This is a genomic window from Streptomyces sp. NPDC048172, from assembly GCF_043202595.1.
Lineage (GTDB): Bacteria > Actinomycetota > Actinomycetes > Streptomycetales > Streptomycetaceae > Streptomyces.
Genome location: NZ_JBIDAT010000005.1, coordinates 1 through 13,659, shown reverse-complemented (window position 1 = coordinate 13,659; position 13,659 = coordinate 1). Strand labels below are relative to the sequence as shown.

The following is a 13,659-nucleotide window of genomic DNA, read 5'->3' as shown; positions in this document are numbered from 1 at the left end:
CGACGGGACGAGGGACTGACGGGACGCGCTGGCCATGACAGAGCGCTGGTTCGACGACGCGGCGGGACCCGTGGTGCGGCCGTACGCCAAGACGCGCGGCCGGACCCGCAGCGGTCCGGACGAGACGCGGATCGACCTCATCGCGGTGGTCACGGCGGACGGCGCGGGCGAGGCGGCGGACGGGGAGGGCGCGGAGACGGCGGAGGACGTGGAGCGGGTCATCCGCGCCGCCGAGGACGAGGCCCTCCTGCCGCACCGCACGCTCGTTCCCGAGCACGTCGACATCGTCGAGCGGTGCCGCCGCTCGCCCCTCTCGGTCGCCGAGCTCGCCTCGGAGCTGGACGTGCCCGTCGGGGTCGTCCGGGTGCTCCTCGGCGACCTGATGGAGGCCGAGCTGGTGCGCGTCACCCGTCCCGTCCCTCCCGCCGAACTACCGGACGAGAGCATCCTCAGAGAGGTGATCAATGGTCTTCGGGCGCTCTAAGCGCGGTGGACACAAGCCCGCGCCCGAGCCCGTCACGCTGAAGATCCTGGTGGCGGGCGGATTCGGGGTGGGCAAGACGACGCTGGTCGGCGCCGTCAGCGAGATCCGCCCCCTGCGCACGGAGGAGACGCTCAGCGAGGCGGGCACCCGCGTGGACGACACGGAGGGGGTGGAGACGAAGTCGACCACCACCGTGGCCATGGACTTCGGCCGCATCACCATCCACGACGGGCTCGTGCTCTACCTCTTCGGCACGCCGGGGCAGGACCGCTTCTGGTTCCTGTGGGACGAGCTGGCGCAGGGCGCGCTGGGCGCCGTCGTGCTGGCCGACACCCGGCGCCTGGAGGACAGCTTCGCCGCGATCGACTACTTCGAGCGGCGCGGCATCCCGTTCACCGTCGCCGTCAACTGCTTCGACGGCGCCGAGCAGTATCCCGTCGCGACGGTCCGCGAGGCGCTGGACCTGGACGGCGAGGTGCCGCTGATGCTGTGCGACGCGCGGGAGCGCGAGTCGGCGCGGGACGTGCTGATCTCGGTCGTCGAGCACGCGATGCACGCGAGCGCGCAGGCGGCGGCGGAACGGGCGGGACGCGAGCCCGTACCCGCGTCCGAAGCCGCGCCGGAGCACACGCCGGAGCCCGCGCCCGCGCCGACGAGCTGAGCGGGCGCGGCCGGTACCCCGCCGTCCAGGGTGCCGCCCGCGCCCGCGGTCCGGGCGCGCCCCGCCCGGCGGCGGGGCGCGGGGAGGTCAGCCCTCCTCGTGCCAGCCGAAGCTGCGCTCCACGGCCTTGCGCCAGTTGCCGTACTCGCTCTCCCGCGCCTCCGGCGTCATCCGCGGCGACCACTCGGCGTCCCGCTTCCAGTGCGCCCGCAGCTCGTCGAGGTCCGACCACACGCCGGTCGCCAGCCCCGCCGCGTACGCCGCGCCCAGACAGGTCGTCTCGGAGACCACGGGCCGGATCACCGGTACGCCCAGCACGTCCGCCTGGTGCTGCATCAGCAGCCCGTTGGCCGTCATGCCGCCGTCGACCTTGAGCGTGGTGATACGGACGCCCGAGTCCTGGTACATCGCGTCCACGACCTCGCGCGTCTGCCAGCTCGTGGCCTCCAGCACGGCCCGGGCCAGGTGCGCCTTGGTGACGAAACGGGTCAGCCCGGTGACGACGCCGCGCGCGTCCGAGCGCCAGTACGGGGCGAAGAGCCCGGAGAAGGCCGGGACGATGTACGCGCCGCCGTTGTCCTCCACGCTCGCCGCGAGGGTCTCGATCTCGGAGGCCTCGCTGATGATCCCGAGCTGGTCGCGGAACCACTGGACGAGGGCCCCGGTGATCGCGATCGAGCCCTCCAGGCAGTAGACGGGCGCCTCGCCGCCGAGCCGGTAGCCCATCGTCGTCAGCAGCCCGTTCTTGCTGGGCACCGGCCGGTTTCCGGTGTTGAGCAGCAGGAACGAGCCGGTGCCGTAGGTGTTCTTGGCCTCGCCCACGCCGTAGCAGGTCTGCCCGAAGACGGCGGCCTGCTGGTCACCGAGCGCCGAGGCCACCGGCACCCCGGCGAGCTGGCCCGTGGCCGTCCCGTAGACCTCGGCGGACGAGCGGATCTCGGGCAGCACGGCGGCCGGGACGTTCATCGCGTCCAGCACGCTCTGGTCCCACTCCAGGGACTCCAGGTTCATCAGCATGGTGCGGGAGGCGTTGGTGACGTCGGTGACGTGCCTGCCGCCCTCCGTACCGCCCGTGAGGTTCCAGATCAGCCAGGAGTCGATGGTGCCGAACGCGATCTCGCCGTTCGTCGCGCGCTGCCGCAGCCCCGGCACGTTGTCGAGCAGCCAGGCGACCTTCGGCCCCGCGAAGTAGCTGGCCAGCGGGAGGCCCGTACGGTCGCGGAAGCGGTCCTGGCCGTCCGTGCCGCCCAGTTCGGTGCAGAGGGCAGAGGTGCGGGTGTCCTGCCAGACGATCGCGTTGTGCACGGGCTTGCCCGTCGAACGGTCCCAGAGCACCGTCGTCTCGCGCTGGTTGGTGATGCCGACCGCGCTGAGCTGCTCGGCGCGCAGGCCCGCGCTCGCGAGCGCGCCCGCGACGACCGCCTGGACCTTCGACCAGATCTCGCTCGCGTCGTGCTCGACCCAGCCCGGCTTCGGGAAGATCTGGCGGTGCTCGCGCTGGTCGACGGCGACGATCGCGCCGTCCTGGTCGAAGATGATGCAGCGGCTGGACGTGGTGCCCTGGTCGATCGATGCGACGTACTTGTCCGTCATGTGTGACGACCCCTCGGTTGATCGGGATTAGCGGACGACGGGCTTCAGAAGGCCAGCTCGTAGACCAGCGCGCCCAGCGCGCCGCCGATCAGCGGCCCCGCGACCGGGATCCACGCGTAACCCCAGTCGCTGGTGCCCTTGTTGGGAATGGGCAGCAGCGCGTGTGCGATGCGCGGACCCAGGTCGCGCGCCGGGTTGATGGCGTAGCCGGTGGGCCCGCCGAGCGAGAGGCCGATGCCGACCACCAGGAACGCGACCAGCAGGGTGCCCAGCCCGCTCTGGCCGGGACCCGCGCCCACGCTCTTGGTCTCGGCGAACGCCAGCAGCGGCAGCACCAGCACCAGGGTCGCGACGACCTCGGTGAGCAGGTTGGCGACCGGATTGCGGAGCTCCGGCGCCGTGGAGAAGATCCCCAGCGTCGGCGAGGCGTTCTCCCTGTCGCGGTTGGCCTCGAACTGCGCGTAGTACGCCACGTAGCACAGCCCGGCGCCGATCAGGGCGCCGATCATCTGCCCGGCGATGTAGACCGGCACCTTCTCCCAGTTGTCGCCCTCCTTGATGGCGATGCCGAGGGTCACGGCCGGGTTGAGGTGTCCTCCCGAGAGAGTGCCGACGGAGTACGCGCCCGCCATCACGCCGAAACCCCAGCCGAACGCGACGACGATCCAGTCGGCGTCCTTGGCCTTGGAGAAGCGGAGATTGACGGCCGCGCAGACGCCCGATCCCAGCAGGATCAGGATGGCCGTCCCGATGATCTCACCGACGAAGATGTCCCCATTGGAAAACTGATCCATGACGGCCCCCCAGTGCCGACGTGCCCGACGTGCCCTGCGTCCGCGTCAAGCGTGTCGGCAGTGTTCAACTCAGCTGAGGGGGCGTCAAGATGAGCGACAGATGCGGATTGTGGCGGTCAGCGGGGTCAGCGCACGGCGATCACCGCGGAGCCGTGGCCGAACAGCCCCTGGTTCGCCGTGATCCCGGCCCGCGCGCCCGCGACCTGCCGGTCGCCCGCCTGCCCGCGCAGCTGCCAGGTCAGCTCGCAGACCTGGGCGATGGCCTGCGCGGGAACCGCCTCGCCGAACGAGGCCAGGCCGCCGCTCGCGTTCACCGGAATCCGCCCGTCGCGCTCCGTGGCGCCCTCCCGGAGCAGCTTCGCGCCCTCGCCGCGCGGCGCGAGACCGAGGTCCTCATACCACTCCAGCTCCAGCGCGGTGGACAGGTCGTAGACCTCCGCGAGCGAGAGGTCCCCGGGCCCGAGCCCCGCCTCCTCGTACGCCGCGTCCGCGAGGGCCGCGCGGAACGGACGCGCGGGCTCCGGCACCGCGGCCGCCGAGTCCGTCGCGAGGTCCGGCAGATCGAGGGCCGTACGCGGGTACTCGGGCGTGGCGGTCGACACGGCCCGTATCCGCACGGGCGGAGCGCCGTCCGTACGCCCGTGCCGCCGCGCGAAGTCGGCACGGCAGAGCACGAGCGCGGCGGCGCCGTCCGACGTCGCGCAGATGTCCAGCAGCCGCAGCGGGTCGGCGACCACGGGGGAGGCCGCGACCTCCTCGGCGGTGACGGGCGTGCGGTAGCGGGCGTACGGGTTCAGCGCGCCGGACGCCGCGTTCTTGACCTTGACCCGGGCGAAGTCCTCCGGGGTGTCGCCGTACACGGCCATCCTGCGGCGCGCGTACAGCCCGAAGTACGCCGGATTCGTCGCGCCCAGCAGCCGGAACCGCTGCCAGTCGGGGTCGTCGGGGCGCTCGCCGCCCGCCGGGGTGAAGAAGCCCTTGGGCGCGGCGTCGGCGCCCACCACGAGCACCGTGTCGGCGAGTCCGGCCAGGAGCTGCGCGCGGGCGGTGGCGATGGCCTGCGCGCCCGAGGCGCACGCTGCGTACACGCTGGTGACCCGCGCGCCCTGCCAGCCCAGCGCCCGCGCGAACGTCGCCCCCGCCACATAGCCGGGGTAGCCGCCGCGCACGGTGTCGGCGCCGACCACCGAGCCGATCTCCGTCCACTCAAGACCGGCGTCCGCGAGCGCGGCGCGGGCCGCCTCCGTGCCGTACCGGACGAAGCTGCGGCCCCACTTGCCCCACGGGTGCATCCCCGCCCCGAGCACCACGACGTCCTCGCTCACCTCGCTCATACCGGGTCGCCCCCTCCCTCGACGGGCCGCCAGTGCCAGGTGGTCCAGATGTGCTCCTCGTCCTCGCTGAGCACCCCCGGCACCAGCTCGACCTCCATCCCCACGCGGAGCTGGTCGACGGTGACCCCGGGCGGCGCCTGCCCGAGCACCACCATCCGCTCGGCCTCCAGCTCCACCGCGAGCAGCGCGTACGGCTCCCACGGGCGCCCGGGGTCCGAGACGTACGGCGGGGGCGGGCGGTAGCGGCCGTCGGTGAACGACCACACGCGCCCCCGGCGCGAGAGCGGCACCTCCTCCAGCTCGCTGCCCGCGCAGCGCGGATTGCGGCAGAACGCGTCCTCGCGTGGGAAGAAGACGCACGCACACTCCCGGCACCGCGTCCCGAGCAGCGCGAACTCCGCCCCCTCGCCGCCGAACCAGCCCTCCACCACGGGTTTGCGTACGCGTGCCATGGCCCCTCCCGACGGTCCGGGTATCCGACGAACTGACGAACCGTCAGGAGTGTGGCACGCCCCGCTGACAGTGTCACCAGCGCGTCACCAGAACCTCACGCTCATGTACGGCTCGCCGATCTTCCGAACCGCACCGGGGACACGGGCGTCCACTTGGACATGAACGGCGGCAGGGGGCCGACGGGGGTGGTTCCGTGCCGCCGTTCTCTCCTGTAGGGAGTGGGCATGACACGACGTGCAGCGCTCGCCACCTCCTCCGCCCTCGCCGCGCTCCTGGCCACCACGGCCCTCGCCGCCCCGTCCCACGCCGGGGAGCGGACCGGCCCCAAGGCACCCAAGGAGTTCGTCGCCCTCAGCGACGCGGACCCGACGATCCTCCAGGAGATCCGCTACTTCACCCCGCACAACTTCGTGGGCGAGCCGATCGACGGCTACCGCGAGCCGATGTGCCTCGTCACCAAGGACACCGCCAAGGCCCTCCACCGCGCCCAGAAGTCCTTCCTCAAGCGCGGCTACACCCTCAAGGTCTACGACTGCTACCGCCCCCAGCGCGCCGTCGACCACTTCGTCCGCTGGGCCAAGGACCTGGAGGACGAGCGCATGAAGGCGGAGTTCTACCCGAGAGTGGAGAAGAACCGCCTCTTCGAGGACGGCTACATCGCCGAGAAGTCCGGCCACAGCAGAGGCAGCACGGTCGACCTAACGATCGTGAAGCTCCCCGCCAAGCCCACCCGCCCCTACGAGCCGGGCGAACCCCTCGTCGACTGCGCCGCCCCCAAGTCCGAGCGCTTCCCCGACAACTCCGTCGACGCGGGCACGGGCTTCGACTGCTTCGATACCCTCTCCCACACCGACGACCCCCGGGTCCAAGGCAAGCAGCGCGCCAACCGCCAGCTCCTCAAGAGCACCCTGGACAAGGCGGGCTTCAAGAACCTCCCGGAGGAGTGGTGGCACTACACCCTCAAGAAGGAGACGTTCCCCGACACCTACTTCGACTTCCCCGTCACCCGCCACTCGCTCCCCAGGTGACCGGGGCCTGAGCCAGGGCGCTCCGTCACCCCCTGCGCACTCGCACCCGGTACGGCATCGGCCGCCCGTCCTCGCGTTCGATCGCCACGCCCGGTTCGCCGTCGGCGTTCCGTACCGTGAACCGCTCCGGATCCGGCCGGTCCCAGCCCTCACCCGGGTCGGGGATCACCAGACCGCTGCCCGTACGGCCCGGCGCCGGCGGCCACACCTCCAGTTCCGTGTCCCCGTCGGCGCCTGCCACCGGCACCGCGGCGCCCGCGCGGGCCAGTACGGGGATGCGGGACAGGGGCGCCTCGACCCGGACCGTGCCGGGGCCCTCGTAGGCGCGGCCGGTGGCCGTGTCGTACCAGCGCCCGGCGGGGAGCCGGACCGTACGGCCGCGTACGCCCGGCGCCAGCACCGGCGCCACCAGCAGCGCGTCGCCGAGCAGGAACGCGTCCTCGCACTCGCGCAGATCCCGGTCGCGGGGGTGCTGCCACCAGAGCGGACGCACGTACGGCGCGCCCGTACGGTGCGCGAGCTGGGCCAGCGTCATCAGGTACGGCATCAGCCGTTCCCGTTCCGCGAGCGCCGCCCGCGCGTGCTCCAGGACCTCGTCGCCGAACTCCCACGGCTCGCGCCGCCCCGCCCACTTCGCGGCGTGCGTACGGAACAGCGGCAGGTAGGCCCCGAGCTGGAACCAGCGCAGATACAGCTCGGGGGAGGGCCGCCCGGTGAAGCCGCCCACGTCCGGTCCCGAGTACGGCACCCCGCACAGCCCCAGCCCCAGCACCAGCGAGAGCGAGGCCCGCAGCCCCTCCCAGCCCGTCTCCACATCGCCGGACCAGGTGCCGCCGTACCGCTGCATCCCCGCCCACCCGGAGCGCGAGAAGAGGAACGGGCGCTGCTCCGGCACCAGCCCGCGCAGCCCCTCGTACCCGGCCCTGGCCATCGTCAGCGCGTAGACGTTGTGCGCCTCGCGGTGGTCGCCGCCGCGGCCCTCCAGCGCGTGCCGCGCGGAGAGCGGCAGCGTCGGATCGCCGAACGCCGCGAACGACGTCGGCTCGTTCATGTCGTGCCACACCCCGGCGAACCCCTGCGCCAGCCGCTCCGCGTACAGCTCGCCCCACCACTTGCGCGCCCGCGGATCCGTGAAGTCCGGGAAGACCGAGACGCCCGGCCACACCACGCCCCGCACCTCCCGCCCGCGCCCGTCCCGTACGAAGACGTCCGCCGCGGCCCCGCTGTCGTACACCGTCCAGCCCGGCTCCGCCTTCACCGCCGGGTCCACGATCGACACGAGCCGTACGTCCGCCGCGCGCAGCTCGGCCGCGAGCCCCGGCAGGTCGGGGAAGTGCGCGCCGTCCACGGTGAAGACGCGGTGCCCCCGGTAGTGGTCGATGTCCAGGTGCAGCGCCCGCAGCGGCAGCCCGCGCTCCCGGTACCCCTCCGCGACCCGCCGCACCTCGTCGGCGCTGCCGAAGCCCCACCGCGCGTGCTGGTGCCCCAGCGCCCAGCGCGGCGGCAGCGCGGGCGAGCCCGTCAGCGCCGCCCACCCGTGCAGCACCCGCGCGGGCGGACCGGCCAGCACCCAGTAGCGCAGCGGCCCGCCGGACATCCGCACTTCGCAGCGGCCCGGCCTGTCGTGCCCCGAACCCAGCCCCTCGGCCCCCTCGCGGAGCGCGACGTGACCGTCCCAGGTGTTGTCGTGGAAGACCAGGTGCGTGCCCGCGTCCGCGACGGCCATGAGTACCGGCATCGTGAGGTAGAGCGGATCCTGGCCGGGGGAGAAGGGGCCGGGGTCGGTGTTCCACAGCCGGTAGGCCCCGTCACGCAGCCGCAGCCCGGCCGCGCGCCCGCCGAGCCCGAAGAAATGCGCGTCCGGCGGCAGTTCCGACCGCTGCAACCACCGCGCACACCCCACCTGCGCCCCGTCGTCCCGCGAGCCCTGCTCGTCCGCCCCGTCGCCGCGCGCGCTCGCCCCGTCCTCGCGGGGCCCCGGCACACCGTCGCGGAGCCCCGGCACGCCGTCGCCGGTGCCGGCACCCCCGGCGTCTCGTGCCCCGTCGCCCTCCCACCAGCGCGGCGGCAGGTCGCGGCGGAGCAGGACGCCGCCCGGCGTCCGTATCTCCACCGCCCCGTGCCGCGAGACGATGACGAGCATCCGCTCCGAGACGACGCGCCACCCGCCGTCCTTGTCCGGCTCCAGGTCCACGCGCGGGTCCGGCTCGGGGCACGTGCCCGCCAGCGCGTACGAGGGCTCGGGGCCCGCGCCGTCCCAGCCGAAGAAGACCGCGCCGCCGACCGCCACCCGCACCCACAGCGACGACCGCTCGAACCGGATCACCCCGCCGCCGGGCCGGGGTTCGGCCCCCGTCGCCTCGCCCGGCGTCCGTGCCCGTTCGGCTCCCACCCGGGGCAGCGCCCGCGCGTCCGTACGGCGCCGACGCCAGGCCGACCGGAGGGCACGCGCGCCCTGCGCCGTCCCGACCGCTTTCACCGACCGCACCAGGTCACGCGCGTCCATGCTGCTCAGCCTGCCATCGTCGCGGGGCCGCGTCAGTGCCGTTCAGCCGCCGTTCACCTGCGCGCCACCGTGCGCCCACCACACACCCTCCGTCCTCGGTGTGTGACGCCCGCCCTGGCGCGGAAGTTGATCACATGGCATCGTCCCGCATAGCCACCGGACGCGTCGGGAGAACCGGCGTACCGGACGCCGGACCGGAGCCAGGGAAGCTAGGGAGCCCTCCATGACCGCAGCGCACAGCACTCCAGCGCACAGCAGCACCCCGCAGCCCGAGGCGCCGGAGCCGCTCTGGCGGCCGGACGCGGAGCGCGTCGGGACGGCACAGATCACCCGCTTCCAGACATGGGCGCACGAGCGCCACGGCGCGCCCCCCGTCACGCCCGGCGACCCCGAGGCGAGCTACGCCGCGCTGCACCGCTGGTCCACGGAGGAACTCGGCACTTTCTGGGCCGCCTTCGCCGAGTGGAACGACATCCGCTTCACCACCCCGTACGAGACGGTCCTGGCCGATGCGGCGATGCCGGGTGCGACCTGGTTCCCCGGCGCCACCCTCAACTACGCCGAGCACGCCCTGCGCGCCGCCGAGGACCCCGCACGCGCCGCCGATCCGGCCCTGCTCCACGTCGACGAGCGCCACGAGCCCACCCCCGTCACCTGGGCGGAGCTGCGCCGCCAGGTCGGCTCCCTCGCCGCCGAGCTGCGCCGCCTCGGCGTCCGGCCCGGCGACCGCGTCAGCGGCTATCTGCCCAACGTCCCCGAGGCCGCCGTCGCGCTCCTCGCCACCGCGGCCGTCGGCGGCGTCTGGACCTCCTGCGCCCCCGACTTCGGCGCCCGCAGCGTCCTCGACCGCTTCCAGCAGGTCGAGCCCGTCGTCCTGTTCACCGTCGACGGCTACCGCTACGGCGGCAAGGAGCACGACCGCGCCGACGTCGTCGCCGAGCTGCGCCGCGAACTGCCCACCGTGCGCGCCGTCGTCCACGTCCCGCTGCTCGGCACCCCGGCCCCCGAGGGCGCCCTCGACTGGGCCGCCCTCACCGCCGCCGACACCGAACCCGTCTTCGAGCAGGTCCCCTTCGACCACCCCCTGTGGGTGCTCTACTCCTCCGGTACGACGGGCCTGCCCAAGGCCATCGTCCAGTCCCAGGGCGGCATCCTCCTCGAACACCTCAAGCAGCTCACGCTCCACAACGACATCGGCCCCGGCGACCGCTTCTTCTGGTTCACCTCCACCGGCTGGATGATGTGGAACCTGCTGGTCTCCGGCCTCCTCACCGGCTGCACCGTCGTCACGTACGACGGCAGCCCCGGCTACCCCGACACGGGAGCCCAGTGGCGCGTGGCGGAGCTGACGGGCACGACGGTCTACGGCACCTCGGCGGCGTACGTCATGGCCTGCCGCAAGGCCGAGGTCCACCCGGCCCGGGACTACGACCTCTCGCGCGTCAAGTGCGTCGCCACCACCGGCTCCCCGCTCCCGCCCGACGGCTTCCGCTGGATCCACGACGAGGTCGCCGAGGACATGTGGATCGCCTCCGTCAGCGGCGGCACCGACGTGTGCAGCTGCTTCGCCGGGGCCGTCCCCACCCTCCCCGTCCACACCGGCGAGCTCCAGGCCCCGTCCCTCGCCGTCGACCTCCAGGCCTGGGACGCGCACGGCAAGCCCGTCATCGACGAGGTCGGCGAGCTGATCGTCACCAGGCCCATGCCCTCGATGCCGGTCCGCTTCTGGAACGACCCGGACGGCAGCCGCTACCGCGAGAGCTACTTCGAGATGTTCCCGGGCGCCTGGCGCCACGGCGACTGGATCACCCTCACCAGCCGGAACAGCGTCGTCATCCACGGCCGTTCCGACTCCACCCTCAACCGGCAGGGCGTCCGCATGGGCTCCGCCGACATCTACGAGGCGGTCGAACGGCTCCCCGAGATCCGCGAGTCCCTCGTCATCGGCGTCGAACGCCCGGACGGCGGCTACTGGATGCCCCTCTTCGTCCACCTCGCCGAGGGCGCGACGCTGGACGACGCCCTCCGCGACAAGGTCAAGCGCACGATCCGGGAATCGCTCTCCCCGCGCCACGTCCCTGACGAGATCATCGAGATCCCCGGCGTCCCGCACACCCTCACCGGCAAGCGCCTCGAAGTCCCCGTCAAGCGCCTCCTCCAGGGCACCCCCATGGAGAAGGCCGTCAACCCGGGCTCGGTCGACAACGCCGACCTCCTCCACTTCTACGAGGGCCTGGCAACGGGACGAGACTGAACGCAAAAGTTCCCCGCGCCCTTTCGACCTGGGGGCGCGGGGAACTGCGCGAGCAACCACAACGCACTCGCAGTCGGCGAAGCACCTAACGCGGCAGCATCACTCGCCGGAAAGTACAGCCTGAGCGGCGGCACGGGCCTCGGGCCCACTGTCAGCGGCCCGAGCAGCAGACGCGGCCCGCTCGCACTGAGCAAGTGTGTGCTTCGCGAGCTGCGCCCGTACGAACGGAATCGCCGAGGCACCCATCGACAGGCTGGTCACACCCAGACCCGTCAGCACGCAGGCCAGCAGCGGATCGGCGGCGGCCTCGCCGCACACGCCGCAGCTCTTGCCCTCGGCCTTCGCCGCCTCGGCGGACGCCGACACGAGGTCGAGCAGCGCGGGCTGCCACGCGTCCTGGAGCCGCGCGAGGGACCCGACCTGACGGTCCGCCGCGAAGGTGTACTGCGCCAGGTCGTTGGTCCCCAGCGACAGGAACTCGACCTCCTGCAGCACCGAACGCGCCCGCAGCGCGGCCGACGGGATCTCCACCATCGCGCCGAACTTCGCGTTCAGCCCCGCCTCCCGGCACGCGTCGGCGAACGCCTTCGCGTCCGCACGGTCCGCGACCATCGGCGCCATGACCTCAAGGTAGACGGGCAGCCCCTCGACGGCCTTCGCCAGCGCGCGCAGCTGTCCCTGGAGCACCTCCGGGTGGTCCAGCAGCGTCCGCAGGCCCCGCACACCGAGGGCGGGGTTGGGCTCGTCGCCGGGCGTCAGGAAGTCGAGCGGCTTATCGGCACCGGCGTCCAGCACCCGCACCACGACCCGACCCTCGGGAAAGGCTTCGAGCACCTTCCGGTACGCCTCGACCTGCTTCTCCTCCGACGGCGCCCGCTCACTGTCGTCCAGGAACAGGAACTCCGTACGGAACAGCCCCACGCCCTCGGCACCCGCCTCCACGGCGGCCGGTACGTCCGAGGGCCCGCCCACGTTCGCGAGCAGCGGCACCTTGTGCCCGTCCGACGTCGCCCCGGGACCCTTGGTGGCGTCGAGCGCGGCCTTCCGCTCCTCGGCGGCCTTCGCCAGCTCGTCCCGCTCCTCGGCAGAGGGGTTCACGACCACGTCACCGGTGCTGCCGTCCACGGCGACGACGACGCCCTCGGCCAGCTCGCCCGCGCCGGGCAGCGCCACCACGGCCGGCACACCGAGCGCCCGCGCGAGGATCGCGCTGTGGCTGGTCGGCCCGCCCTCCTCGGTGACGAACCCCAGCACCAGCGTGGGGTCCAGCAGCGCGGTGTCGGCGGGCGCCAGGTCCCGCGCGATGAGGACGTACGGCTCGTCGCTGTCCGGCACACCCGGCATCGGCACGCCCAGCAGTCGCGCGACGATACGGTTCCGCACGTCGTCCAGGTCGGCCACGCGCCCCGCGAGGTACTCCCCGGCGTTCGCGAGCAGCGCCCGGTACGCGGCGAACGCGTCGTAGACGCCCCGCTCCGCCGTGCTCCCCACCGCGATCCGCCGCTCGACGTCGGCCATCAGCTCCGGGTCCTGGGCCATCAAGGCCTGGGCCTCCAGCACGGCCTGCGCCTCGCCGCCCGCGAGATTGCCGCGCGCCTGGAGGTCGGCGGCGACGGCCTCCACCGCCTGTCGGGCCCGCTGCTGCTCGCGCGGGGCCTCGTCGGCGTCGATCTGCTTGGCCGGGGGCTCCAGCACTGCCGTGCCCATGTGCCGTGCCTCGCCGATCGCCACACCGTGGCTCACACCGACGCCTCGAAGCGTTGTGTCCATCTCACCCGTCTCCGCGGTAGTTCTGTCGTGCGTCCGTGCTGTTGTACTGCGTCAGTTCCAGACGAACAGGGTCTGGCCCGCCGTGACGTCGCCGTCCTCGGCGACCTCGGCGAGCGAGTCGGCGGTCGCCTCCAGCGCGATCACCGGGGAGATCGGGGACTTGCCCGCCTCCTCGACGGCCGACGGGTCCCACCGCACCATCGCCTGCCCGCGCGTGACGCTGTCACCCTTCGCGACGAGCAGCTCGAAGCCCTCGCCGTTCAGCTGCACGGTGTCGATCCCCAGGTGGGTCAGCACCCCGTGTCCATCCGCGTCGACGACGACGAACGCGTGCGGGTGCAGCGACACCACGATCCCGTCCACCGGCGCCACGGCCTCCTGGCGCTCACGTACGGGGTCGATCGCGGTGCCGGGGCCCACCATGGCACCGGAGAAGACAGGGTCGGGCACGGCCGCGAGGCCGATGGCGCGTCCATTCAACGGGGACGACACGGTGGTCATGGGAAGCCTCCCGGGGGTGAAGATCCGAACAGACGCAGCCTAAGTCACCCGAAACCGGTTTGCCTCGCTGCCCGGCTCCCCTGTACGGTCGTAGACCTGCCCGGCGCCGAGAGCGCGGGCGGCACCCCCAAGAAAGCCTCACTTACTCGGATTTCCGATCCGGAGAAGCATGTGCTTGAATTGGGAACACACCGAAGGGAAGCGCCCGGAGGAAACCCGAGAGGGAATCCGAAGGAAGCGTCCGTTCCTTGAGAACTCAACAGCGTGCCAAAAGTCAACGC

11 protein-coding genes are annotated in these 13,659 nt (G+C 72.9%); 4 read left to right on the top strand and 7 right to left on the bottom strand.

The annotated features are described in order from the left end of the window. Window positions 1-34: 34 nt before the first annotated feature. Together ACGF3A_RS21895 and ACGF3A_RS21890 are read left to right on the top strand one after the other, a co-directional pair. The gene (locus ACGF3A_RS21895; protein WP_393731934.1) at window positions 35-484 is read left to right on the top strand and encodes a DUF742 domain-containing protein; all 450 of its coding nucleotides are present in this window, start codon (window positions 35-37) and stop codon (window positions 482-484) included. Beyond that, entirely contained in the window at window positions 465-1,145 is a 681-nt protein-coding gene (locus ACGF3A_RS21890; protein WP_393731933.1) for an ATP/GTP-binding protein, read from the top strand. The genes ACGF3A_RS21895 and ACGF3A_RS21890 overlap by 20 nt, the downstream gene beginning before the upstream one ends. A gap of 87 nt (window positions 1,146-1,232) precedes the next feature. Here the strand turns inward: ACGF3A_RS21890 and glpK are convergent, their stop codons facing one another. The 4 genes from glpK to ACGF3A_RS21870 all read right to left on the bottom strand — a co-directional run bounded on the left by glpK (window position 1,233) and on the right by ACGF3A_RS21870 (window position 5,318). Continuing rightward, window positions 1,233-2,738, bottom strand: a complete 1,506-nt coding sequence (gene glpK, locus ACGF3A_RS21885) for a glycerol kinase GlpK (protein ID WP_393731932.1) — start codon at window positions 2,736-2,738, stop codon at window positions 1,233-1,235. Window positions 2,739-2,782: 44 nt separating this feature from the next. Further along, window positions 2,783-3,532, bottom strand: a complete 750-nt coding sequence (locus tag ACGF3A_RS21880) for an MIP/aquaporin family protein (RefSeq protein WP_393731931.1) — start codon at window positions 3,530-3,532, stop codon at window positions 2,783-2,785. A gap of 125 nt (window positions 3,533-3,657) precedes the next feature. Further along, window positions 3,658-4,857 carry a lipid-transfer protein gene (locus tag ACGF3A_RS21875; RefSeq protein ID WP_393732629.1) on the bottom strand — a complete coding sequence of 400 codons (1,200 nt, stop codon included), beginning with the start codon at window positions 4,855-4,857 and terminating at the stop codon, window positions 3,658-3,660. A gap of 5 nt (window positions 4,858-4,862) precedes the next feature. Next, the gene (locus ACGF3A_RS21870) at window positions 4,863-5,318 is read right to left on the bottom strand and encodes a Zn-ribbon domain-containing OB-fold protein (RefSeq protein ID WP_393731930.1); all 456 of its coding nucleotides are present in this window, start codon (window positions 5,316-5,318) and stop codon (window positions 4,863-4,865) included. Between the two features lie 225 nt (window positions 5,319-5,543). Here ACGF3A_RS21870 and ACGF3A_RS21865 point away from each other — a divergent pair, with 225 nt between their 5' ends. Then, window positions 5,544-6,347 (top strand): M15 family metallopeptidase, encoded by an 804-nt coding sequence (locus ACGF3A_RS21865; RefSeq protein ID WP_393731929.1) that lies wholly within the window; start codon window positions 5,544-5,546, stop codon window positions 6,345-6,347. A 25-nt stretch (window positions 6,348-6,372) separates the two neighbouring features. Here ACGF3A_RS21865 and ACGF3A_RS21860 read toward each other — a convergent pair whose 3' ends face one another. Beyond that, a complete protein-coding gene (locus ACGF3A_RS21860; RefSeq protein ID WP_393731928.1) occupies window positions 6,373-8,853 on the bottom strand; it encodes a glycoside hydrolase family 31 protein in 2,481 nt (826 codons plus the stop codon). Between the two features lie 223 nt (window positions 8,854-9,076). On the opposite strand from ACGF3A_RS21860, the gene ACGF3A_RS21855 reads away from it, so the two are divergent. Continuing rightward, window positions 9,077-11,107 (top strand): acetoacetate--CoA ligase, encoded by a 2,031-nt coding sequence (locus tag ACGF3A_RS21855; RefSeq protein ID WP_393731927.1) that lies wholly within the window; start codon window positions 9,077-9,079, stop codon window positions 11,105-11,107. A 99-nt stretch (window positions 11,108-11,206) separates the two neighbouring features. On the opposite strand, the gene ptsP is transcribed toward ACGF3A_RS21855, so the two are convergent. Together ptsP and ACGF3A_RS21845 are read right to left on the bottom strand one after the other, a co-directional pair. Continuing rightward, on the bottom strand, window positions 11,207-12,877 hold the full coding sequence (ptsP, locus tag ACGF3A_RS21850; RefSeq protein ID WP_393731926.1) for a phosphoenolpyruvate--protein phosphotransferase: 1,671 nt from the start codon (window positions 12,875-12,877) through the stop codon (window positions 11,207-11,209). Window positions 12,878-12,928: 51 nt separating this feature from the next. Continuing rightward, entirely contained in the window at window positions 12,929-13,378 is a 450-nt protein-coding gene (locus ACGF3A_RS21845; protein WP_393731925.1) for a PTS glucose transporter subunit IIA, read from the bottom strand. Between the last annotated feature and the right edge of the window lie 281 nt (window positions 13,379-13,659).

What these genes read in the sequence shown, in the direction of transcription:
- ACGF3A_RS21855 (WP_393731927.1), top strand. Translation starts at nt 9,077, where the DNA reads ATGACCGCAGCGCACAGCACTCCAGCGCACAGCAGCACCCCGCAGCCC.
- ACGF3A_RS21865 (WP_393731929.1), top strand. Translation starts at nt 5,544, where the DNA reads ATGACACGACGTGCAGCGCTCGCCACCTCCTCCGCCCTCGCCGCGCTC.
- ACGF3A_RS21895 (WP_393731934.1), top strand. Translation starts at nt 35, where the DNA reads ATGACAGAGCGCTGGTTCGACGACGCGGCGGGACCCGTGGTGCGGCCG.
- ACGF3A_RS21870 (WP_393731930.1), bottom strand. Translation starts at nt 5,318, where the DNA reads ATGGCACGCGTACGCAAACCCGTGGTGGAGGGCTGGTTCGGCGGCGAG.
- ACGF3A_RS21860 (WP_393731928.1), bottom strand. Translation starts at nt 8,853, where the DNA reads ATGGACGCGCGTGACCTGGTGCGGTCGGTGAAAGCGGTCGGGACGGCG.
- ACGF3A_RS21890 (WP_393731933.1), top strand. Translation starts at nt 465, where the DNA reads ATGGTCTTCGGGCGCTCTAAGCGCGGTGGACACAAGCCCGCGCCCGAG.
- ptsP (WP_393731926.1), bottom strand. Translation starts at nt 12,877, where the DNA reads ATGGACACAACGCTTCGAGGCGTCGGTGTGAGCCACGGTGTGGCGATC.
- glpK (WP_393731932.1), bottom strand. Translation starts at nt 2,738, where the DNA reads ATGACGGACAAGTACGTCGCATCGATCGACCAGGGCACCACGTCCAGC.
- ACGF3A_RS21880 (WP_393731931.1), bottom strand. Translation starts at nt 3,532, where the DNA reads ATGGATCAGTTTTCCAATGGGGACATCTTCGTCGGTGAGATCATCGGG.
- ACGF3A_RS21845 (WP_393731925.1), bottom strand. Translation starts at nt 13,378, where the DNA reads ATGACCACCGTGTCGTCCCCGTTGAATGGACGCGCCATCGGCCTCGCG.